General features: G+C 71.5%; 23 protein-coding genes. 14 read left to right on the forward strand and 9 right to left on the reverse strand.

Annotation, left to right across the window (positions count from 1 at the left end; translation table 11 throughout):
- Positions 1-145: 145 nt before the first annotated feature.
- From ACZ7NC_RS21900 to ACZ7NC_RS21935, 8 genes are all read left to right on the forward strand, one after another.
- Positions 146-1,261 carry a Gfo/Idh/MocA family protein gene (locus ACZ7NC_RS21900; protein ID WP_471490523.1) on the forward strand — a complete coding sequence of 372 codons (1,116 nt, stop codon included), beginning with the start codon at positions 146-148 and terminating at the stop codon, positions 1,259-1,261.
- On the forward strand, positions 1,258-2,175 hold the full coding sequence (locus tag ACZ7NC_RS21905; RefSeq protein ID WP_471490525.1) for a DUF6807 domain-containing protein: 918 nt from the start codon (positions 1,258-1,260) through the stop codon (positions 2,173-2,175). The genes ACZ7NC_RS21900 and ACZ7NC_RS21905 overlap by 4 nt, the downstream gene beginning before the upstream one ends.
- A complete protein-coding gene (locus ACZ7NC_RS21910; protein ID WP_471490526.1) occupies positions 2,169-2,921 on the forward strand; it encodes a cupin domain-containing protein in 753 nt (250 codons plus the stop codon). The genes ACZ7NC_RS21905 and ACZ7NC_RS21910 overlap by 7 nt, the downstream gene beginning before the upstream one ends.
- A 71-nt stretch (positions 2,922-2,992) precedes the next feature.
- Entirely contained in the window at positions 2,993-4,276 is a 1,284-nt protein-coding gene (locus tag ACZ7NC_RS21915; RefSeq protein ID WP_471490528.1) for an ABC transporter substrate-binding protein, read from the forward strand.
- Positions 4,273-5,217: a carbohydrate ABC transporter permease gene (locus ACZ7NC_RS21920; RefSeq protein ID WP_471490530.1), complete on the forward strand. Its 945-nt coding sequence runs from the start codon at positions 4,273-4,275 to the stop codon at positions 5,215-5,217. The genes ACZ7NC_RS21915 and ACZ7NC_RS21920 overlap by 4 nt, the downstream gene beginning before the upstream one ends.
- The gene (locus ACZ7NC_RS21925) at positions 5,214-6,074 is read left to right on the forward strand and encodes a carbohydrate ABC transporter permease (protein WP_471490532.1); all 861 of its coding nucleotides are present in this window, start codon (positions 5,214-5,216) and stop codon (positions 6,072-6,074) included. Before ACZ7NC_RS21920 ends, ACZ7NC_RS21925 begins: the two co-directional genes overlap by 4 nt.
- 5 nt (positions 6,075-6,079) lie before the next feature.
- Positions 6,080-6,658, forward strand: coding sequence for a hypothetical protein (locus ACZ7NC_RS21930; RefSeq protein WP_471490534.1), 579 nt, complete (start codon positions 6,080-6,082; stop codon positions 6,656-6,658).
- A gap of 148 nt (positions 6,659-6,806) precedes the next feature.
- Entirely contained in the window at positions 6,807-7,259 is a 453-nt protein-coding gene (locus tag ACZ7NC_RS21935) for a phospholipase (RefSeq protein ID WP_471490536.1), read from the forward strand.
- A 69-nt stretch (positions 7,260-7,328) separates the two neighbouring features.
- Here the strand turns inward: ACZ7NC_RS21935 and ACZ7NC_RS21940 are convergent, their stop codons facing one another.
- Both ACZ7NC_RS21940 and ACZ7NC_RS21945 read right to left on the reverse strand, forming a co-directional pair.
- A complete protein-coding gene (locus ACZ7NC_RS21940) occupies positions 7,329-9,584 on the reverse strand; it encodes a heavy metal translocating P-type ATPase (RefSeq protein ID WP_471490538.1) in 2,256 nt (751 codons plus the stop codon).
- Between the two features lie 67 nt (positions 9,585-9,651).
- Positions 9,652-9,867, reverse strand: a complete 216-nt coding sequence (locus tag ACZ7NC_RS21945) for a heavy-metal-associated domain-containing protein (RefSeq protein ID WP_471490540.1) — start codon at positions 9,865-9,867, stop codon at positions 9,652-9,654.
- Between the two features lie 241 nt (positions 9,868-10,108).
- Here ACZ7NC_RS21945 and ACZ7NC_RS21950 point away from each other — a divergent pair, with 241 nt between their 5' ends.
- The gene (locus ACZ7NC_RS21950; protein ID WP_471490541.1) at positions 10,109-11,071 is read left to right on the forward strand and encodes a hypothetical protein; all 963 of its coding nucleotides are present in this window, start codon (positions 10,109-10,111) and stop codon (positions 11,069-11,071) included.
- 4 nt (positions 11,072-11,075) lie between these two features.
- On the opposite strand, the gene ACZ7NC_RS21955 is transcribed toward ACZ7NC_RS21950, so the two are convergent.
- From ACZ7NC_RS21955 to ACZ7NC_RS21965, 3 genes are all read right to left on the reverse strand, one after another.
- On the reverse strand, positions 11,076-11,285 hold the full coding sequence (locus ACZ7NC_RS21955; RefSeq protein ID WP_471490543.1) for a hypothetical protein: 210 nt from the start codon (positions 11,283-11,285) through the stop codon (positions 11,076-11,078).
- 74 nt (positions 11,286-11,359) lie between these two features.
- Positions 11,360-13,195, reverse strand: coding sequence for a glycoside hydrolase family 15 protein (locus tag ACZ7NC_RS21960; protein ID WP_471490544.1), 1,836 nt, complete (start codon positions 13,193-13,195; stop codon positions 11,360-11,362).
- A gap of 116 nt (positions 13,196-13,311) precedes the next feature.
- The gene (locus tag ACZ7NC_RS21965; RefSeq protein WP_471490545.1) at positions 13,312-14,091 is read right to left on the reverse strand and encodes a DeoR/GlpR family DNA-binding transcription regulator; all 780 of its coding nucleotides are present in this window, start codon (positions 14,089-14,091) and stop codon (positions 13,312-13,314) included.
- 168 nt (positions 14,092-14,259) lie between these two features.
- Here ACZ7NC_RS21965 and ACZ7NC_RS21970 point away from each other — a divergent pair, with 168 nt between their 5' ends.
- Together ACZ7NC_RS21970 and ACZ7NC_RS21975 are read left to right on the forward strand one after the other, a co-directional pair.
- Positions 14,260-15,141: an SIS domain-containing protein gene (locus tag ACZ7NC_RS21970; RefSeq protein WP_471490546.1), complete on the forward strand. Its 882-nt coding sequence runs from the start codon at positions 14,260-14,262 to the stop codon at positions 15,139-15,141.
- Between the two features lie 33 nt (positions 15,142-15,174).
- Complete coding sequence (locus ACZ7NC_RS21975) at positions 15,175-16,029, forward strand: class II fructose-bisphosphate aldolase (protein WP_471490548.1); 855 nt, start codon at positions 15,175-15,177, stop codon at positions 16,027-16,029.
- Between the two features lie 18 nt (positions 16,030-16,047).
- Here ACZ7NC_RS21975 and ACZ7NC_RS21980 read toward each other — a convergent pair whose 3' ends face one another.
- On the reverse strand, positions 16,048-17,181 hold the full coding sequence (locus ACZ7NC_RS21980; protein WP_471490697.1) for a methyltransferase: 1,134 nt from the start codon (positions 17,179-17,181) through the stop codon (positions 16,048-16,050).
- A gap of 68 nt (positions 17,182-17,249) precedes the next feature.
- On the opposite strand from ACZ7NC_RS21980, the gene ACZ7NC_RS21985 reads away from it, so the two are divergent.
- From ACZ7NC_RS21985 to ACZ7NC_RS21995, 3 genes are all read left to right on the forward strand, one after another.
- Complete coding sequence (locus ACZ7NC_RS21985; protein ID WP_471490549.1) at positions 17,250-17,891, forward strand: alpha-ketoglutarate-dependent dioxygenase AlkB family protein; 642 nt, start codon at positions 17,250-17,252, stop codon at positions 17,889-17,891.
- Positions 17,892-17,927: 36 nt separating this feature from the next.
- Positions 17,928-19,166, forward strand: a complete 1,239-nt coding sequence (locus ACZ7NC_RS21990) for an ROK family protein (protein ID WP_471490551.1) — start codon at positions 17,928-17,930, stop codon at positions 19,164-19,166.
- Positions 19,167-19,231: 65 nt separating this feature from the next.
- Positions 19,232-19,681: an RpiB/LacA/LacB family sugar-phosphate isomerase gene (locus tag ACZ7NC_RS21995; RefSeq protein WP_471490552.1), complete on the forward strand. Its 450-nt coding sequence runs from the start codon at positions 19,232-19,234 to the stop codon at positions 19,679-19,681.
- A gap of 29 nt (positions 19,682-19,710) precedes the next feature.
- Here ACZ7NC_RS21995 and ACZ7NC_RS22000 read toward each other — a convergent pair whose 3' ends face one another.
- From ACZ7NC_RS22000 to ACZ7NC_RS22010, 3 genes are read right to left on the reverse strand one after another with little or no spacing between them, the layout of a single operon-like run.
- The gene (locus ACZ7NC_RS22000) at positions 19,711-19,887 is read right to left on the reverse strand and encodes a DUF1272 domain-containing protein (protein ID WP_471490554.1); all 177 of its coding nucleotides are present in this window, start codon (positions 19,885-19,887) and stop codon (positions 19,711-19,713) included.
- A gap of 36 nt (positions 19,888-19,923) precedes the next feature.
- Positions 19,924-20,508, reverse strand: a complete 585-nt coding sequence (locus ACZ7NC_RS22005; RefSeq protein ID WP_471490556.1) for a DUF4865 family protein — start codon at positions 20,506-20,508, stop codon at positions 19,924-19,926.
- Positions 20,509-20,539: 31 nt separating this feature from the next.
- Positions 20,540-21,157, reverse strand: a complete 618-nt coding sequence (locus tag ACZ7NC_RS22010) for a TetR/AcrR family transcriptional regulator (RefSeq protein WP_471490557.1) — start codon at positions 21,155-21,157, stop codon at positions 20,540-20,542.
- Positions 21,158-21,271 lie beyond the last annotated feature (114 nt).

Genomic DNA, 21,271 nt, shown 5'->3' on the forward strand with positions numbered 1-21,271 from the left:
GAGGTGGGTCGAGCCGAACGGGTCGGGCTTTGTGGATCTCACCGCAGAGGGGTTGTCCTTACATTCCGTCCCTGCCTAGGGTCGCCCTCGAAGTGCAAGCGCTTTCTGAGAGCGGGCCGTCCGCCGGCTGTCCGAGGAGAACCGCATGTCCCCACGCCCCGCCCGCCGCCGCGCCGCCGTGATCGGCACCGGTGCCATCGTCAGCGGCAGTCATCTCCCCGCCCTGAGATCCCATGCCGACCGGGTGGAGCTGGTCGCCGCCGTCGACGTGGAGCGGGCCCGGCTGGACGCCTTCCGGGAGCTCGCGGGCGAGGAGGTCGCCGGGTACACCACGCCGGGCGACATGCTGGACGCCGTACGCCCCGACCTGGTCCTGATCGGTACGCCGCCGTCCCTGCACCGGGAGCAGACGATCGCCGCGCTCAAGGCGGGCGCCTGGGTGCTGTGCGAGAAGCCGCTGTGTCTGTCGCTCGCCGAGTACGACGACATCGCGGCGGCCGAGGAGGCGTCGGGGGCGTATGCGTCGGTGGTCTTCCAGCACCGGTACGGCTCCGGCGCCGTGCATGCCCGTGAGCTGATCGCGAGCGGTGAGCTGGGTGCCCCGCTGGTCGCGCACTGCCAGACGACCTGGCATCGCGACGCCGCGTACTACGCGGTGCCGTGGCGCGGGCGCTGGGCCACCGAGGGCGGCGGGCCGACCATGGGGCACGGCATCCACCAGTTCGACCTGCTGCTGAACCTGCTCGGCCCGTGGACGGAGATCCGCGCCATGGCCGCGCGCCTGGTCCACGACACCGAGAGCGAGGACGTCTCGACGGCCCTCGTACGGTTCGAGAACGGGGCTCTTGCCACCGTCGTCAACAGTGTGCTGTCCCCGCACGAGGTGAGCCGCATCCGCGTCGACTGCGCCGACGCGACCATCGAGCTCACCCACCTCTACGGCCACCGCAACGACGACTGGGTCTACACCCCCGCCCCGCACGTCCCCTCCGAGCGCGCCACCGCCTGGCGCACCCCGGCCGCGGACGTGCCCAGCTCGCACACGGCACAGCTCGGCGCCCTCCTCGACGCCCACGACAGCGGTGTCCGGCCACCCGGCAGCGGCCCGGACGCGCGGGCCACCCTCGACTTCGCCGCCGCCCTCTACAAGTCCGCGTTCACGGGGCATCCGGTGCACGCGGGCGAGATCGGGCCCGGCGACCCCTACTACCAGGCCATGCACGGCGACCACCCCCACTGGGCCCCCAAGGAGCGCGCATGAGCATCCGCGTCACCCACGCGCACGGCGACCACATCGCGGTGACGGCAGCGAACGGCACCGAGATCCTCCGCTACGTCTACCGCCCCGACCCGGACGCCTTCGAGTCCCGCAAGCCCTACGCCCACCCGGTGCGCACCCTCGCCGGGCACACCGTGACCGGCTATCGGCCCAGCGACCACCGCTGGCACAAGGGCCTGCAGATGACGGCGAGTCATCTGTCCGGGCAGAACTTCTGGGGCGGCAACTGCTATGTGCACGGCCAGGGTTATCTCGCCCTGCCCGAACGCGTCGGCTCCATGCGGCACGACGGCTTCCCGGTGTTCGCCGTCGAGGACGACCGGCTGACCTTCGCCGAGGAGCTCACCTGGGTGGCGAACGGCGGCGAGGAGTGGGCACGCGAACTGCGTGAACTCACCGTGCACTCGGTGGACGAGGCGGCCGGCGCCTGGGCGCTGGACTGGTCGATCCGGCTGACCAACGTCCGTGACGAGCCACTGCGGTTCGGGTCCCCGACCACCGAGGGCAGGGAGCTGGCCGGGTACACCGGACTCCAGTGGCGCGGCCCGCGCGACTTCACCGGCGGGACGGTCTTCGCACCGGATTCCGACGCGGACGCCGACAAACTGATGGGCAGTCAGGGGCCGTGGCTCGCCTACACCACCGAGCACGACGACATCGACGCACACTCCACGCTGGTCTTCGCGCACGCGCCCGAGAACCTGGAAGCACTGCACGAGTCCCACTGGTTCGTACGCTCCGAGCCGATCCCGACGGTGGCGTTCTCCTGGGCGTTCTTCGAGGAGTTCGAGCTGCCGCCGGGCGAGTCCTTCGCCTACCGCTACCGGGTCGTGTTCGCCGACGGGGCCTGGGAGCGCGAACAGGTGGGCTCCTACCTGGAGGGAATGCCGTGGTGAAGCCGACTCTTCCGCACCCGCTGCCCGGCGCCGTGGGCCTGTCCCACCTCAGCGCCTACGACTGGGAGGCCGCCGACGGCGTATGCGGCGGCAGCCCGCATCTGCACCTCGTGTGCACCGAGGCGTACGTCGTCACCGGTGGCCGGGGCGCCGTGCAGACGCTGAGCCCCGAGGGGTACCGGGACATCCCTCTGGAGCCGGGCTCCGTCGCCTGGTTCACGCCGGGCACCGTACACCGCATGGTCCAGGACGGCGATCTGCGCGTCACCGTGCTGATGCAGAACAGCGGTCTGCCCGAGGCCGGCGACGCGGTGTTCACGTTCCCGTCCGAGGTGCTCGCGGATCCGGAACGGTACGCGGCCGCGGCCACGCTGCCGCCCGGCACCGGCCCGGACACGGCGGCCGCCGCGCGGCGCCGCAGGGACCTCGCCGTCGAGGGCTACCTCGCCCTGCGCGAGGCGCTCATCGCCGGGGACAAGGGCCCGTACCTGGAGTTCCAGCGCGCCGCGGCCCGGCTGGTGCGTGCCAAGGTGCCGAACTGGCGGGAGCTGTGGCGGGCCGGCGCGCTCGCCACGGCCGAACGCACGGGCGCCCAGCTCGACGCGCTGGAGGCGGGGGAGCCGGCGTACCTCGCCGACGCGACCACCTACGAGGCCGGAGCCACCAGGCTCGGCGGGTTCGGGATGTGCGGTCGCCGGGACGAGTACAACCTGCCGGGGACGACGCTGCCGTACGACGGCGAGTAACAGCGTTTCGCAGGGGGCGGCCAAGAGGGGGGGCCAACAGAAAGCCCGAGGAGAGGAGAGGTGACCTCGGCATGCCCGGACACAGGACAAAGGGGTTCTGCGCTTCGGCCGCGGCACTGGCGCTCTGCGCGGTGCTGGCGGGCTGCGGAGGATCCGGGGAGTCGGTCGGCGGCGGCAAGGTCGTGCTGCGCTACACGTGGTGGGGCAACCCCGACCGCGCGGAGCGCACCGAGCGGGCGCTCGCCCTGTTCGAGAAGGAGCACCCGGACATCCAGGTGCAGACGTCCTTCTCGGCCTACGACGCCTACAAGCAGAAGCTCGCCGTCCAGGCCTCGGGCGGCGACGCCCCCGACGTGATGCAGCTCGACTACCGGCAGATCGACCAGTACGCCTCCGGCGGCGTCCTGCTCGACCTCGGCAGGCAGAAGGCCGTACTGCGCACCGGTGAGATAGACGCGGGGCTGCTCGCCACCGGCCGGCTGGACGGCACGCAGTACGCGATCCCCCAGGGGCGAGGCACCGAGACGGTCGCCTACGACGTCAAGGCGTGGAAGGCGTCCGGGGTGCCGCTGCCGGGAAGGAGCTGGACCTGGAGCGAATGGGCCGACACCATGCGCGCCCTGGCGAGGAAGACCGGCAAGCCCGGCGCCACCGACCCCGGCCAGAGCGAGGACTGCTTCGAGGTCTGGCTGCGCGGCCAGGGCAAGTCCCTCTACACCAAGGACGGCGGGCTCGGTTTCACCGCCGACGACCTCACCCGCTGGTGGACCTTCACCGACGAACTCCGCCGCGAGGGCGTCGTCTCGCCCGCGGAGCAGACCACCCAGCTGGACGGCTCCGTCGAGAACACCCCGCTGGGGCGCGGCGAGGCCCTGTCCGACTCCAACTGGGACGCCCCCGCCAGCGGTTACCTCGCCCTCCTACCCGGCGGCGTCGCGCTCGCGCCGATGCCGTCCGGCGAGGACGGCACGCCCGGCCAGTACTACAAACCGTCGATGTTCCTCGGCGTCGGGGCCAACACCGGTCACCCCGAGGAGGCGGCCCGGCTCGTCGACTTCCTCATCAACGACGCGACTGCGGCGAAGGTCCTCGGCGCCACCCGCGGCATCCCCGTCAACGACACCGTCCGCGAGGAGATCGAGCCGCAGCTCAAGGACTTCGACAAGACCATCGCCGCCTACCAGACCTCCCTGGAAGGCACCCTGGCGGACCCGCCGCAGGCCCCGCCCTCGGGTGACAACGCCCTCCAGACCACCTTCCAGCGCGACTACGACCAGGTGTCGTACGAGCGCATGTCGCCCCGCGAGGCGGCCGAGAACTACGTCACCGAGGCGAAGGCGGAGCTGCGGTCATGACCACCACCGACATACCCGCACCCGCCGCCAGGAAGCCGGGCGCGACCACAGCCCGAAAGCGACGGCCCAAGCGCGAACGCCAGGGCCCCGCCTGGGTGTTCCTCTCCCCGTGGGTGCTCGGCGCGGCCGTCCTCACCCTGCTGCCGATGGCAGTGTCGCTGTATCTGTCCTTCACCGACTACGACCTGTTCAGCCCGCCGCGCTGGGTGGGCCTGCGCAACTACGTCCAGATGTTCACCGAGGACCCGCGGTACTGGCGGTCGGTGGTGACGACCCTGACGTACGTCGTCGTCGCCGTGCCCCTGCAACTGGCCCTCGCCTTGGCCGTCGCGCTCGCCCTGAAGTCCATGAAGCGCGGCAAGAGCTTCTACCGGTCGGCGTTCTACGCTCCCTCGCTGCTCGGCGCGTCGATGTCCATCGCCCTCGTGTGGCGGGCGATCTTCAACGACGGCGGCACGGTGGACAACCTGTTCGGCACCGGCGGCTGGGTGAACCGGCCCGGCTGGGCCCTGCTCGCCGTGGCGCTGCTGACGGTGTGGCAGTTCGGGGCGCCGATGGTCATCTTCCTCGCCGGGCTCCAGCAGATCCCGGGCGAGCTGTACGAGGCGGCGGCGGTCGACGGGGCCGGGAAGTCGCGGCAGTTCCGGTCCGTCACCGTGCCCATGCTGTCCCCGGTCCTGTTCTTCAACCTGGTGCTCCAGACCATCCAGGCCTTCCAGGTCTTCACCCCCGCCTTCGCGCTCAGCGCGGGCAAGGGCGGCCCCGCCGACTCGACCCTCGTGTACACCCTCTACCTCTACGACCGCGGCTTCGTCGCCTCCCACATGGGCTACGCCTCCGCCATGGCCTGGGTACTGCTGATCGTGATCGGCGCCGTCACGGCGGTGCTCTTCCGCACCTCGCGCTCCTGGGTCTTCTACGCCTCCGAGGGGGACCGATGACCGCAACCGCCGTCGCCCGCAAGCCCGTTCGCTGGGGCCGGATCGTCCTGCACCTCGGCTGTCTGGCCGCGCTGCTGGTGATGCTGTACCCGCTGGCCTGGCTGCTGGCCACCTCGCTCAAGCCGGCCGACGAGGTCATCGCCAGCCTCGACCTGCTGCCCGGCCACCTGGAATGGTCGAACTACTCCACGGCCCTGGACGGCGTCAACGACGTGTCCATCTGGCGGCTGCTGAGCAACTCGCTGCTGATCGCGGGCGGCGCGGTCCTCGGCAACGTGATCAGCTGCTCCCTTGCCGCCTACGCCTTCGCCCGGCTGCGCTTCCGTTTCCGTGGTCCGTTGTTCGCGTTCATGATCGCGACGATCATGCTGCCGCACCACGCGGTGCTGATCCCGCAGTACATCATCTTCAACCAGCTGGGTCTGGTGAACACCTACTGGCCGCTGATCCTGCCGAAGTTCCTGGCGACGGAGGCCTTCTTCGTCTTCCTCATCGTGCAGTTCATGCGCTCTCTGCCCCGCGAGCTGGAGGAGGCGGCCCGTATCGACGGCTGCGGCCCGTTCCGCAGCTTCTTCCTGGTCGTGCTGCCGCTCACCCGTCCCGCGCTGATCACCACGGCGATCTTCACCTTCATCTGGACCTGGAACGACTTCTTCACCCAGCTCATCTACCTCTTCGACCCCGACAAGTTCACGCTCACGCTCGCCCTGCGGTCGTTCGTGGACGCCTCCAGCACCTCCGCGTTCGGCCCGATGTTCGCGCTGTCCGTGATCGCGCTGCTGCCGATCGTGCTGTTCTTCCTCGCCTTCCAGCGCTTCCTGGTGGAGGGCATGGCCAGCTCCGGACTCAAGGGGTGAGCGAGATGCCGGCACGCGAGGCGGGCGAGGTGTTCGGCCCGCGGATGACCCTTTTCGCCGATGTGCTCAGCGTCGGCCTCGCCACCGCCGTGGCGAGTCTGCCCCTGCTGACCGCCCCGGCCGCGCTGTCGACGGCCTGCGCGGTGCTGCGGGGCGCGCGGGAGGACCAACCGGCCACCGCCGGGCGGTACTTCGCGCTGCTACGGCGACGGCTGCGGACCGGCGATCTGGCGGCGGGCGCGCTCGCGCCGGCCGGCGCGCTGCTGGTGGCCGCCGATCTGGCGCTGGCCGGGGCGGGGCTGCCCGGTGGGGCGGCCTTCGCCGTGACGGCAGCCGTCCTCGGGGCGGGCGCTCTGGTCGTCGGCCTGCGGGCCTGCGCCCGCCCCGAGTCGCTGACCGACTGGCGTAGCGCCCTGCGGGAGGCGGCCCGCGATGCCGTACGGGATCTGGGCGGCAGCGGTCTCGTGCTGCTCGCGGTGGCGACCGCCGCGCTGTGCGCCTGGATGCTGGTGCCGCTCGCGTTCCTGGTGCCGGGACCACTGGCACTGGCGGTGACCGCCGTGGACGTTCGCAGGGGAGGATGACGACGAGTTCATCCCCTGATCTCCTTGCATGTCCATGAGTTAACGGGCCATTAGGCGGCATGCGGTGTGAAAGGGCCGTTCGGGTGTCAATCATCTTGTCATGAACCTGCGACCCGATGGGCGGGTCGCAGCCTCATGGAGGTGTGGAATGCACCGCAGACTCGCCACCGGTCTTGCCGCCTCAGCCCTCTCCCTCGCGGCCGTCTTCGCCACCGCTTCGGCCGCCGACGCCGCTCCCGCGGACAAGCCCCAGGTTCTGTCCAGTTGGACCCAGACCAGCGTGTCCAGCTACAACGCCTGGGTGGCCGCCCGCGCCAACCAGTCCGCCTGGTCCGCGTACGGCTTCGACTGGTCCACGGACTACTGCTCCTCCTCGCCCGACAACCCCTTCGGCTTCCCGTTCTCCACGTCCTGCGCCCGGCACGACTTCGGCTACCGCAACTACAAGGCGATGGGCGCCTTCGACGCCAACAAGTCGCGTCTGGACAGCGCCTTCTACGAGGACCTCAAGCGTGTGTGCGCCAACTACGGCGGTGCTACGAAGAGCGCCTGCGACAGCACGGCGTGGACGTACTACCAGGCCGTGAAGGCCTTCGGCTGATCAGCCTCCGCCGGCCGGTCGAGCGAAGGGGGGCGCCGTTCGTCCGGCGCCCCCCTTCCTTTCGGTGATTCAGTTCGCGGCCCGGAACGACCGCAGCCGCAGGGAGTTGCCGACCACGAACACCGAGGAGAAGGCCATGGCCGCCCCGGCGATCATCGGGTTCAGCAGTCCGGCCGCGGCGAGCGGCAGCGCGGCGACGTTGTAGGCGAAGGCCCAGAACAGGTTCGAGCGGATGGTGCCCAGCGTCCTGCGGGAGAGCCGGATCGCGTCGGCCGCGACCCGCAGATCCCCGCGCACCAGGGTGAGATCGCCGGCCTCGATCGCGGCGTCCGTGCCGGTGCCCATCGCCAGACCCAGGTCGGCCTGGGCCAGCGCGGCCGCGTCGTTGACGCCGTCGCCGACCATCGCGACCGAACGTCCCTCACCCTGAAGCCGCTTGACGACGTCGGCCTTGTCCTGCGGCAGCACCTCGGCGATCACATGCTCGGGCGCGATACCGACCTCGCCGGCGACGGCCTGGGCGACGGCCCGGTTGTCGCCGGTCAGCAGGATCGGGGTGAGGCCGAGGGCGCGCAGCCGCCGGATCGCCTCCGGGCTGGTCTCCTTCACCGCGTCGGCGACCTCGAGGACGGCCCGTGCCTCGCCGTCCCAGGCGACCGCGATGGCGGTACGACCGGCTGCCTCGGCGTCGGACCTGGCCCGCCGCAGGTCCTCCGGCAGCTCCATCGCCCAGTCGGCGAGCAGCCGCTCCCGGCCCACGAGCACCGCATGGCCCTCGACGATGCCCTGCACCCCGAGGCCGGGTACCTTCGCGAAGTCCTCGGGCGTGGGCAGCCCGCCCAGCTTCTCCAGTGCCCCGTCGGCCACGGCACGGGCGATCGGGTGCTCGGAGGCGTGCTCCAACGCGCCCGCGAGGCGCAGGACTTCGGCCTCGTCCGTGTTGTCGGCGGTGTGCACGGCCAGCAGGGTCATCCGGCCGGTGGTCACGGTGCCCGTCTTGTCCAGGACGATCGTGTCGACCTTGCGCGTGGACTCCAGCACCTCCGGGCCCTTGATCAGGATCCCGAGCTGCGCACCCCGCCCGGTGCCCACCATCAGAGCGGTCGGAGTGGCCAGGCCCAGGGCGCACGGGCAGGCGATGATCAGCACCGCGACCCCGGCGGTGAAGGCGGCGGCCGCTCCCGCGCCATTGCCGAGCCAGAAGCCCAGGGTGCCGAGTGCCAGGGCGATCACGATCGGTACGAACACGGCGGAGACGCGGTCCGCGAGCCGCTGAGCGGCGGCCTTGCCGTTCTGCGCGTCCTCCACCAGCCTTGCCATCCGGGCGAGTTGGGTGTCGGCGCCCACCCGAGTGGCCTCGACGACGAGCCGGCCGCCCGCGTTGATCGTCGCGCCGGTGACCGGGTCGCCCTGCGCCACCTCGACCGGCACGGACTCGCCGGTCAGCATCGAGGCGTCCACCGCGGACGAGCCCTCGACGACGGTCCCGTCGGTGGCGATCTTCTCGCCGGGACGGACGAGGAAGCGGTCGCCGACCTTCAACTCCGTGACAGCTACGGTCCGTTCGCTGCCGTTCGCGCCCAGGACGGTGACGTCCTTGGCGCCCAGCTCCAGCAGAGCCTTCAGTGCCGCGCCGGCCTTGCGCTTGCTGCGGGCCTCGAAGTACCTCCCGGCCAGGATGAAGGCGGTGACACCGGCGGCGGCCTCCAGGTAGATGTTCCCGGAGCCGTCACCGCGGGAGATGGTGAGCTCGAAGGGGTGCGTCATGCCGGGCTCGCCCGCGGTGCCGAAGAACAGGGCCCACAGGGACCACAGGAACGCGGCCGACGTACCGACCGAGATCAGCGTGTCCATGGTGGCCGCACCGTGCCGCAGATTGGTCAGCGCCGCCTTGTGGAAGGGCCATGCGGCGTACGTCACGACGGGCGCCGCGAGCGTGAGCGACAGCCACTGCCAGTACTCGAACTGCAAGGCCGGGATCATGGCCATTGCGACGACCGGCACGGCGAGCGTCACGGCGGTGACCAACCGCTCCCGGAGCGGCCGCAGTTCATCGTGTCCGTCGCCGTGCTCGGCGTCCTCCCGCGTGGGCGGCGCGGGCTCCTGCGCGGTGTAGCCGGTCGCCTCCACCGTGGCGATCAGGTCCTGGACGGAGACGTCAGGGCCGTAGCCGACCTTCGCCTTCTCGGTGGCGTAGTTGACGGTTGCGGTCACGCCCGCCATGCGGTTCAGCTTCTTCTCGATGCGCGCCGCGCACGAGGCGCAGGTCATGCCGCCGATGGTGAGCTCTACCTCGGTCGTGGGGTCGGACGCGGTGGTGGTCATCCCTGCTCCTCGTGCGGGGTGCGGACGGAGCCCGGCGCGGCCGGGCCCGGCGGTTCGGGGGTGCGGGTCAGGCCGCGCGGCCGGTGAGCTCGTAGCCGGCGTCGTCGACGACCCCGGCGATCAGGGCGTCGTCGGGCGCGGTGGCGCTGGTGACGGTGACCTGCCCGGACGCGAGGTCGACGTCGACCTCCGTGACGCCGTCCAGCTCGCCTATGGCCTTGGTGAGCGTGGCCTTGCAGTGGGCGCAGCTCATACCGGCGACGGCGTACGTGGTGGTGGACATGGGTTTCCTCCTGGGTGCGGGGCCGAGATCGACCCGGGTACGGGGTGGGGGTATCCTGCTCGGTGTCCATGTATACCCCTAGGGGGTAGGCAGGGCAAGGGCGGGGTGAGGTTGACTTAATACCCCCTGGGGGTATCGTGAAATGCACCGAAGGCCGAAGTGCACCGAAGCCCCGAAGTGCATCGAAGCCCGAAGTGCATCCAAGAACCCCACCGAAGCATCCGACCCGCAGGAGACCGCCATGAATGCCGGACTGAGGATCACCACGTTCGCCGCCGCGCTGGCCGCGACCTTCGGGACCGCCTATGGCGTGGGCAAGGGCGTCGGCCCCGTCGTCGAGGACCCCGCGCCCGCCCGGCACGACAGCCACGGCGAGACGCCGTCGGAACCGGAGGAAGGTGAAGGCCACGGCGGGCACGAGACGATGCCGGCCGGCGGGCTGCAGATCTCCGAGGGCGGCTACACCCTCGACCTGAGGACATCGAGCGTCACCGCCGGCAAGCGCTCCGACCTGAGCTTCGTGATCCGCGACAGCGCCGGCCGGGCCGTCACCGCCTTCCAGCGCGAGCACGAGAAGGAGCTCCACCTCATAGTCGCCTCACGCGACCTGGTCACCTACCGCCATCTGCACCCCACCCGCGCGGCCGACGGCACCTGGAGCATCCCCGTAGAGCTGCCCCGCGCTGGCGGATACCGCGTCTTCGCCGACTTCACCCCGGCGAAGACGGGCGCCGAGAACCTCCCCCTGGGCGCGGACCTGGCGGCCGCGGGTGCCTACGAGCCGCGGAAACTGCCGGCACCGAACCGCACCGCGAAGGTCAACGGCTACGAGGTCCGCCTCGACGGCGCCCTGAGCCCGGGCAAGTCGAGCGAGCTGAAACTGACGGTCTCACGAGGCGGCCGTCCGCTGACCAACCTCCAGCCCTACCTCGGCGCCTACGGCCACCTGGTGGCCCTGCGCTCGGGCGACCTCGCGTACCTCCACGTCCACCCCAACGGCGAACCCGGCGACGGCACGACGAAGCCCGGCCCGGAGGTCTCGTTCACGGCCACCGCGCTGAGCAGCGGCACATACCGCCTGTTCCTCGACTTCAAGCACGAGGGCGAGGTGCGCACCGCGGAGTTCACGGTCCGGGCGGGCGCCGTGGAGGCCGCCTCGCAGTCGCCCACGCACGCGGACGGGGCCGAGGGGCACGGGCACTGACGGTTCAGATCCGCCCCGCTCGCCGCTGCCTCCGCAGCAGCACGACCAGCAGGCCGAGGGCGGCCGGGCGGACGTCCGCCCAACTGCGGCCGTTGAGGCTGCCGTTGAGCCACACCATCGTCTGCGCGGCCTGGGTGAAGCGGGCACCGCTCCCTGCTGGCCCGCCGCACCGCCGTGGTCTGACCAAACTCACCGTGCTCGCGGCGGTGAGCACGGGGCCCCGGTGCGCGGCTCGGCTGGTTGAGGATCACGTACGTTCGATGTCCTGCCGACGGGCGCGAACCGCCCTCATCCGAGGGCGCGGTCCAGGTTGAACGCGGCGCTGATCAGCGCAAGATGGGTGAACGCCTGCGGGAAGTTGCCCTGTTGCTCGCCGGTGTTGCTGATCTCCTCGGCGTACAGGCCCAGATGGTTGGCGTACGTCAGCATCTTCTCGAAGGCCAGCCGCGCCTCGTCGACCCGGCCGGCGCGGACCATGGCCTCGACGTACCAGAACGAGCAGATCGAGAACGTGCCCTCGTCGCCGCGCAGTCCGTCGGGGCTCGCCTCCGGGTCGTAGCGGTAGACCAGCGAGTCGGACACCAGGTCCTCGGTGAGGGCGTCGAGGGTGGACAGCCACTTCGGGTCGGTCGGCGCGATGAACTTCGCCATCGGCATCATCAGCACGGCCGCGTCGAGTACGTCGCTGTCCTCGTGCTGGACGAAGGCCTTGCGCGTCTCGGACCAGCCCCGGCTCATGATCCGCCGGTAGATCCTGTCCCGGCACTCCTGCCAGCGCGGCAGATCGGCGGGCAGGCCGCGGCGGTTGGCCATGCGGATGCCCCGCTCGATCGCCACCCAGCACATCAGCCGCGAATACAGGAACTTCTTACGCCCGCCGCGGGTCTCCCAGATGCCCTCGTCGGGCTGGTCCCAGTGCTCGCACACCCAATCCACCAGCGCGCACACATTGTCCCACTGGCCGCTGGAGATCGGCTGCGCCCACTTGTCGTAGAGGTAGATCGAGTCGATCAGGGCGCCGTAGATGTCCAGCTGGAGCTGGTCGGACGCGGCGTTGCCGACCCGCACCGGGGCGGAGCCGAGGTGGCCCTCCAGGTGGTCGAGACTGCGCTCGGGCAGCTCGGTGCGGCCGTCGATGCCGTACATGATCTGCAGCGGGCCGGTGGGCGAGCCGTCGCCCTGACTGACGTGCGCGGTAAGGAACTTCATGAACGCCTCGGCCTCGCTCGTGAAGCCGAGGCGCAGCATCGCGTACACGCAGAAGGCCGCGTCGCGCACCCACATGTACCGGTAGTCCCAGTTGCGTTCGCCGCCGAGCTGCTCGGGCAGACTCGTCGTCGGCGCGGCCACGATCGCTCCGGTGGGCGCGTAGGTGAGCAGCTTCAGGGTGAGGGCGGAGCGGTGCACCATCTCCCGCCAGCGGCCCCGGTACTTGGACGCGGACAGCCACTTCCGCCAGTACGCCACCGTGCTGTTGAACTGCTGCTCGGCCTCGGTCCGTGCGCACCGCTTCAGGGCCAGCGCGCCGCCGACCTGATCCAGCGCGAACACCGCCGACTCGCCCTCGGAGAGCTTGAAGTCGCCGCGCACATCGGGCCCGTCGGCCTCCAGCGGCACGGTGGAGGTCAACCCGAGCGACAGCCCATCCGACTCGAAGACGGCGACCTCGCCCTCCATACGGACGGTGTGCGTCCGGGAGCCGTAGTCGAAGCGGGGCGCGATGCGCGCATGGAACGGGATCGAGCCGCGTACGCACACCACGCGCCGGATCAGCCGGTGCCGCTCGACCTCGGCCGGGTCGCCGTCGACCGGCATGAAGTCCTGCACCTCGCCCACGCCGTCCTCGGTGAAGAACCTGGTGATCAGGACGTTGGTGTCGGGGAAGTAGAACTGCTTGGTGCGGGCCGGCACCGACGCCGCCAGCTCGAAGCAGCCGCCGCGCTCGGCGTCCAGGATCGACGCGAAGACGCTCGGCGCGTCGAAGGACGGGCAGCAGTACCAGTCGATCGTGCCGTCCGTGCCGACCAGGGCCACGCTGCGCAGATCGCCGATCAGACCGTGGTCGGCGATCGGCACATAGTGCGACGCCCTGGATGTGCCCGTCTCGATCGGGGTAGTGCTCATCGCAGCCTCCCTGGCCCGCCATGCGCCTCGATCCCAGAGTAGGTGGAATCGGGCGGGCGGGGGTCGGGCTGAGCGGAGCGGGGGTCGCGGTGGCCAGGGCTGCGGGGTACGGGGGCTCAGACCGCGAGGACCCGCAGTCCCGCCTCCTCGAAGCGCCGCACCGTCTCCGGATCCGCCGCCGCGTCCGTGACCAGTGTGTCCACCGCATCCGCCGCGCAGATCCGGGCGAACGCGCGCCGGCCCAGTTTGCTGGAGTCCGCCGCCACGACCACCCGCTCGGCGCGCTCGCACAGCAGCCGGTTGATCGCCGCCTCCGCCTCGTCGTGCGCGGCGGCGCCGTGTGTGGCGTCGAAGCCCACGACGCCGAGTACCGCCACATCGATCGTGATCTGGGCCAGTACCGCGTCCGCGAGCGGCCCGATGAGTTCGTACGACTGCGGACGGGCGACCCCGCCGGTGACCACGATCTTGAACTGCGGACGTACGGCCAGCTCATTGGCGATGTTGAGCGCGTTCGTGACCACGGTCAGCGCGGGCGAGCCGGACGTCAGGTCGCTGCGCACGGCCAGAGCTCGCGCCACCTCGGTGGTGGTCGTACCGCCGGTCAGCCCGACCGCCTCGCCGGGCGCGATCAGTTCGGCCACCGCCTTGGCGATGCGCTGCTTCTCGGAAGCGTTGCGTGCCGTCTTGTAGCGCAGCGGCAGCTCGTACGACACCCCGTGCACGACCGCGCCGCCCCGGGTACGGACCAGCATCTGCTGCTCGGCGAGCTGATCGAAGTCACGGCGGATGGTGGCGGACGACACCTCCAGTTCGGCGGCCGCCTCCTCGACGTCCAGCCGGCCCCGCTCGACGAGCAGCTCCAGCAGCGCCTTCCAGCGGGCGTCGCGCGACATCGGCCCTCCATTCCTCGATCTTCTCGGCGACCTTAGCGCACCCCTCCTGAGTCGATTGCTTGATTCTGCTCGAAAGCTCGCGATATCTTGCAAGAACAAGCACGAAGATGGCGGCCGCGAAGCAGAACAGGCACGAAGGTCTTGCATGGAAGCCAGGAGGGCGGCGACATGACCCATGTCGAGGACGAGCTCAAAAGCCAGCCCGAGTGCTGGACGCGTGCCGCGGCCGAGGCGGCCGGCCTCGGTGGGGTGCTTCCGGCGCCGGGGGAGCGGGTGGCCGTCGTCGGCTGCGGGACGTCGTACTTCATGGCGCAGGCGTTCGCCGTACTGCGCGAGGGAACAGGGCAGGGTGAGACGGACGCCTTCGCGGCGTCGGAGTTCCCGCACGGGCGCTCGTACGACCGAGTCCTCGCCCTGACCCGCTCCGGTACGACCACCGAGGTGCTCGACCTGCTGGGACGGCTGAAGGGGCGTACCCGCACCACGGCGATCACCGCCGACCCCGACACGCCCGTCATGACGACCGCCGATGACGTCGCCGTCCTCGACTACGCGGACGAACGGTCCGTCGTGCAGACCCGCTTCGCCACCACCGCCCTCACCCTGCTCCGCGCCCATCTGGGCCGGCACACCGACGCGGCCGTCGCCGACGCCCGTACCGCGCTCGCCGCCGACTTGCCCGAAGGGCTCGTGAAGTGCGGGCAGTTCACCTTCCTCGGCCGTGGCTGGACCGTAGGTCTGGCCAACGAGGCCGCGCTCAAGATGCGCGAGGCGTCACTGTCCTGGACCGAGGCCTACCCGGCGATGGAGTACCGGCACGGGCCGATCAGCATCACCACGAGCGGCACCGCGACCTGGATGTTCGGCGAGGCACCCGACGGGCTGGCCGAACAGGTGCGCTCCACCGGCGGGTTGTGGATCGAGGGCCGGCTCGACCCCCTCGCCGAACTGGTCCGAGCCCAGCGCCTCGCGGTCGCCGTGGCCGCGGCCCGGGGCCTCGACCCGGACCAGCCGCGCCACCTCACCCGCTCGGTGATCCTCACTCCCTGACGCGTCCCGCCAAGCGCCGAGAAAGGACCGGCCGTGCCCCTCGTGACCACCGGCGAGCTCATCACCCGTGCCGCCGCAGCCCGTTCAGCAGTCGCCGCGTTCAACGTCATCACCCTGGAGCATGTCGAGGCGGTCATCGCCGGTGCGGAGTCGGTGAGTTCGCCCGTCGTCCTCCAAGTCAGCGAGAACGCCGTCAAGTTCCGCTACGGACGGCTCCTGCCGCTCGCCCGTGCCGCCGTGGCCGCCGCCGAACGCGCCGCCGTCCCCGTCGCGCTGCACCTCGACCACATCCAGAGCGACGACCTGCTGCGCCAGGCGCCGGACGCCGGGTTCAGCTCGGTGATGTATGACGCGGCCCGCCTGCCCTACCTGGACAATCTCGCCGCGACGAAGGCCGCCGTCGACTGGGCGCACGCCCAAGGTCTGTGGATCGAGGCCGAGTTGGGCCGTCTGGGCGGCAAGAACGGCGAGCCGCCCCTGGACGCCCACGCCCCGGGTGCCCGCACCGACCCGGCCGAGGCCCATGCCTTCGTCGCCGACTCCGGCGTCGACGCCCTCGCCGTCGCCATCGGCAGCTCGCACGCCATGACCACCCGCACCGCCACCCTCGATCACGACCTGCTCAAACGCCTGGCCGCCACCTTGGACATCCCCCTCGTCCTGCACGGCTCCTCGGGCGTCCCGGACGACGAACTCGCGACGGCCGTCGCGGGCGGCATCGCCAAGGTCAACGTCGGCACGGCCCTCAACATCGCGATGACGAGCGCCATCCGCGACTTCCTCGCCGCGAACCCCGAGGCGGTCGACTCGCGCAAGTATCTGAGCGTGGGCCGGGAGGCGATGGTGCGGGCGGTCGCCGACATCATCGGCGTGCTGAGGACTGCCTGACCGAGCCCCGGCTCACCGTCACTTTCTGACGGCCCGCAGCACCACGAACTTCGGGTCGCTGGCGACGAGTTCACTGTTGCCGAACAACCGCCGCAGCTTCACGTGATAGCCGAGATGCCGGTTCCCGATCACCCACAGCTCACCCCCCGGCCTGAGCGCGCGCCGCGCCCCCGTGAACATCCGCCAGGACGTCGCGTCGCTCGTCGCCTGGTGGGAGTGGAACGGCGGGTTGTTGAGCACGAGGTCGACACTCCCGGCCGGCACACCGGCCATCCCGTCCCCGACCCGGAACTCGGCGTGCCCCGGCACCCCGTTCGCGCGGTACGTCGCCTCCGCGGAGGCCACGGCCTGGAACGACTCGTCCACGAACAGCACCTCGGCCTCCGGGTTCGCCAGCGCCACCGCCGTACCGACGACACCGTTGCCGCACCCGAGATCGACCACCCGCCCGGCGCCCTTGACGTCCGGCAGATGCCCGAGGAAGAACCGCGTACCGATGTCGAGCCGGTCCGGGCAGAAGACACCGGCGTGATTGACGACCGTGCGCTTCGAGGCGGCGCCGATGCCGTCGGGGAGCGTGTAGGTGTACGGCCACGGATTCGCGGGCCGCGCCGGCGAGGGCTCGGGCGTGCAGAAGATCAGCCGGGCCTTCTTCTCGGCGAGCGAGGTGCGGGTCGGGCCGAGAATCCGCTCGAACAGCTGGAGCGTGGAGGTGTGGATCTCCTTCACCATGCCGGTGCCGACGACCACGGTGCCCTCGTGCACCGCGGGCGCCAGCCTCAGCAGCTGGTCCTCCAGCAGCGCCAGGCTCTTCGGCACCCGCCCCAGCAGGACGTCGACCCGGTCCGGCGGCGCGTCCTGCGTGGTGAGCAGCCGGACGGAGCCGGGCTCGACGCCGAGCCGGGCGAGGTTGGCCCGGGTCGCCTCCTGGGTCAGGTGGGAGTCGGTGATCTGCGTCGGCCGGTGCGCGGCGAGCGCCGTGACCAGGGCGCCCCAGCGGTCACCGACGACCACGACCGTGCCGGACAGCCCGATCTCCTCCTCCGCCAGGTACCGGAGGAGGTACTCGTCGGAGGCGTCCCAGGCACGCAGCCGGTCGCGGGGGTCCTCGGGGAAACGGGTCAGCGCGAGCTCGCCCCACGGCGTCGTCATACGGTCGTTCATCGTGCGTCAAGGCTAGCCGAGCCGCAGCTCACGGCCGGTGGGGGAGGATGGGAGGCATGGACGCCGAGCTGTTCCCCCGGGAGCGTACGCAGGTCGCGCCGGGCGCGGTGCACATGCCGGACTGGCTGTCGGCGCACGCCCAGCGCGAGCTGCTGGAGGCGTGCCGGGAGTGGGCGCGCCCGCCGGCCGGCCTGCGCGCCGTCCGTACGCCCGGCGGCGGCACGATGACCGCCCGGCAGGTCTGCCTGGGCTGGCACTGGTACCCGTACGCCTACGCCCGCACGGTCGTCGACGGCGACGGCGCCCCGGTGAAACCGTTCCCCGAGTGGCTCGGCGAGCTGGGCCGGCGCGCGGTACGGGACACCCTGGGGGATCAGGCGGCGCCGTACGACATCGCGCTGATCAACTTCTACGACGCCGACGCCCGCATGGGCATGCACCGCGACAGCGACGAGAAGTCGCACGCCCCGGTCGTGTCCCTGAGCCTCGGCGACACCTGCGTCTTCCGCTTCGGCAACACCGAGACCCGGACCCGGCCGTACACGGACATCGAACTGCGCAGCGGCGACCTGTTCGTGTTCGGCGGCCCTGCGCGGCTCGCCCACCACGGCGTGCCGAAGGTGCACCCGGGTACCGCGCCGCCGGAGTTGGGACTGACCGGGCGGTTGAACGTCACGCTCAGGGTGAGCGGGCTGTAGACCGCCGCATCTGCGGATCATGGGAGACTCGCCCTCATGAGCGGCAAGGCGGACCCCCGGCCGGCGGGGGAAGGGACCACCTCGAGGACGCGGTTGGACCGGGGGCGCGGTGCGCTCGGACCCGCGTTGGAGCTCGTGCACACCGGACGCGCGCCCACGCGTGCCGTCCTCACCGCCGAGCTCGGGGTGACCCGGGCGACGGCCGGCGCGGTCGCCGCCGAGCTGGAGGCGCTCGGGCTGATCCGGGTCGACGCCCGGCCCGGCGCGGCGGCCGGTTCGCAAGGGCGGCCCTCGCACCGGCTGGCGGTCGCCGAGGACGGGCCGGTCGTCCTTGCCGCACAGGTGCACGCCGACGGGTTCCGGGCGGCGCTGGTCGGCCTGGGCGGCCGTATCGTCGCCACCGCGCCCGGCTGCGAGACCGTGGAAGCGGACCCGGCGAAGGTCCTCGGCTCGGTCGTCGAAGCGGGCGCCGACCTGCTGCGCACGACCGGACGGCGCTGCGTGGGCGCCGGGCTCGCCGTACCGTCCGCCGTCGCCGAACCCGACGGCCTCGCGCTCAACCCCCTGCACCTCGCCTGGCCCGTCGGCGCGCCGGTGCGCCGTATCTTCACGGAGTGCGTGCGCGCGGCCGGGATCACCGGACCGGCGTTCACCGGCAACGACGTCAATCTCGCCGCGCTCGCCGAGCACCGGCACGGCGCGGGGCGCGGCTCCCGGGACCTGCTGTGCGTGGCCACCGGGCACCGGGGCGTCGGCGGAGCGCTCGTGCTGGACGGCCGCCTGCACACCGGCAGTTCCGGCCTGGCCCTGGAGGTCGGCCACCTCACCGTCAACCCCGAGGGCAGACCCTGCCACTGCGGCAGCCGGGGCTGTCTCGACGTCGAGGCCGATCCGCTGGCCTTCCTCACGGCGGCGGGGCGCGAGCCGGGCCCCGAGGTCTCGCTGCTCCAGCAGGCCAAGGACCTGATCAGCAACCACTACGACGACCGGACGATCCGTACGGCCACCGAGGCCCTCATCGACCGCCTCGGGCTGGGCCTCGCCGGTCTGGTGAACATCCTCAACCCGGACCGCATCATCCTCGGCGGGCTCCACCGCACCCTCCTCGACGCCGATCCCGAGCGCCTGCGGGCCGTCGTCGCCGACCGCAGTCTGTGGGGCCAGAGCGGCGGCGTCCCGATCCTCGCGTGCACCCTCGACCACAACAGCCTGGTCGGCGCCGCCGAGTTGGCCTGGCAGCCGGTCCTGGACGATCCGCTGGGGGCGCTGGCCTAGGCCCTGCCGCAGACCGAGCCCGCCCGCGCACCCGGGCGGCGAGTCTCGCCGAGTAGGCTCGTGACATGCGGATCTCCGTTTCCTCGGACATGGACGAACCAGTGGCGCGCTCCCTCGTCACCGAGCTGCGCGATCGCGGCCACGAGGTGGTGACGTACGGTGCGCTGAGCCCCGGCGCCGACCCGCAGTGGGCCGCCTGCTCGGAAGCGGCCGCGCGCGAGGTCGCCGACGGCACCGTGGACCAGGCGGTGGTGTGCTGCTGGACCGGCACCGGTGCCTCCATCGCCGCGAACAAGGTGCCGGGCGTGCGAGCGGCCCTGTGCACCGACGCCTACACGGCGGACGGCGCCCGCCGCTGGAACGACGCCAACGTCCTCGCCCTGAGCCTCCGGCTGACGTCGGAGCCGCTGCTCAAGGAGATCCTCGACGCGTGGTTCGCCGGCGAGGCGAGCGGGGACGCAGAGGACCGGGAGAACGTGGCGCGGATCGGCCGACTGGACCTGGGCAGGTCCTAGTCCACCTCACGCCCCGGCAGACCGACGCTTCACAACCGCCGTGGCCTCGGCACGAGTTCGCCGCCGCAGTTGGGGCAGACGCCGCTCATCGTCTCGGTGCACGGAACGCAGAAGGTGCACTCGTACGAGCAGATGCGGGCCGGGGCGTCGGGAGGCAGCGGCGCGGTCTCGCACCGTTCGCATCGGTCGCGCATCTCCAGCGCCATGTCTTCCGCCTTCCTCGAGAACCGTCCGAACCGCCATCACCACTGCCGCCCCCGCGGCAACGCACCGCGCCCAGGCGCCGACAGATGCAGCACCTGGTACACCTCACCCTCCGCCTTGGGCAGGTCGCGCTCCCAGAGCGAGAAGTGGACCACCTCCCATGCCTGCGTGTCGACAGCGGCCGCGGCCAGCACGGCGCCGTCCTCCGCCGCCAGCCGCTCGGCCTCCTCCGCCGCGCCGGCCATGAACTCGGCCAACTCCACACCCTCCGGCACCGGTTGGCGCCGACGCACGGCGAGTGTGGCGGGGGAGCCCGCAGCGCCGCCCTCGGCATAGGCGAGCCCCGTCCACTGCCGTACCCGCGGCCGCCCGAAGTCGTTCACAGGCCCTTGGAAGGCGCCTCCCCACAGGAAGGCGTTCATGCCCTCCATGGTGTTCCAGAGGTAGAAGGGCCCGTACTGGTTGACCGGTGAGCCGTGCACACCGCGCTCGCGCAGCAGATACGTCTTGATGCCGAGGCCGTCCCAGCCGTCCAGCAGATGCCCGACGCGGGCCACACGGGAGCGGATGGCGTCCACGTCGTAGTCGGCGGGCAGCGTGAACTCGTACTGCATGGCGTGCATGCCAAGTCCCTTCTCGGGGCCGGATGGTCGGTCAGGTGCTCGTGCCGATCGCCGGGCTCGACGAAGTGGGGGTGTCGTCCCGCGGGGCGAGCAGCGACAGCAGCCCCCGGACGCTCGCGTCGAAGGCGGCGGGTGAACCGGACGCGCGGGCGAGGACGTAGCCGCCCTGGAGGGTCGCGACGATCGTCGCCGCGATCGACTCGCCGTCGAGGCCGGCCGCGAACCGCCCCTGCTCCTTGCCCTCCTCGACGATCCCGGCGAGCCGCTCGCGCAGCCAGTCGAGCGTCTCGTCGACGGGCGCCCGCAGCTCGTCGTCGGCGATCACGTCCGGATCCATCGTCAGCCGCCCGACCGGACAGCCACGCAGCACCTCGCGCTCGCGCCGCAGATACCCCTCGATGCGCTCGTACGGGGTGCCCGGCCCGTCGAGTACTCCCGCCGCGGTAGCCCGCATCTCCTCGGCGGTCCGCCGGATCGCGGCGAGCGCGAGATCCTGCTTCCCCTTGAAGTGGTGATACATGCTGCCCTGCCCGGCGCCCGAGCGCTCCAGGATGGCCTTCGGGCTGGTGCCCACATAGCCGCGCTCCCACAGCAGCTCACGGGTGGACTCGATGAGCCGGTCCGAGGTGCTCATGCGAGCACTGTACATACCAGTAGTTACAGAAGTCCAGGTGCTTCGGAGCCACCTGGCCGCCCCCTCCGGAGCAGCGGAACCGGCCCGTCGTACTCCCCGCGAGGTACACACACTGCCGCTGGCGGTACG

The organism is Streptomyces sp. NPDC111802, from assembly GCF_055634335.1.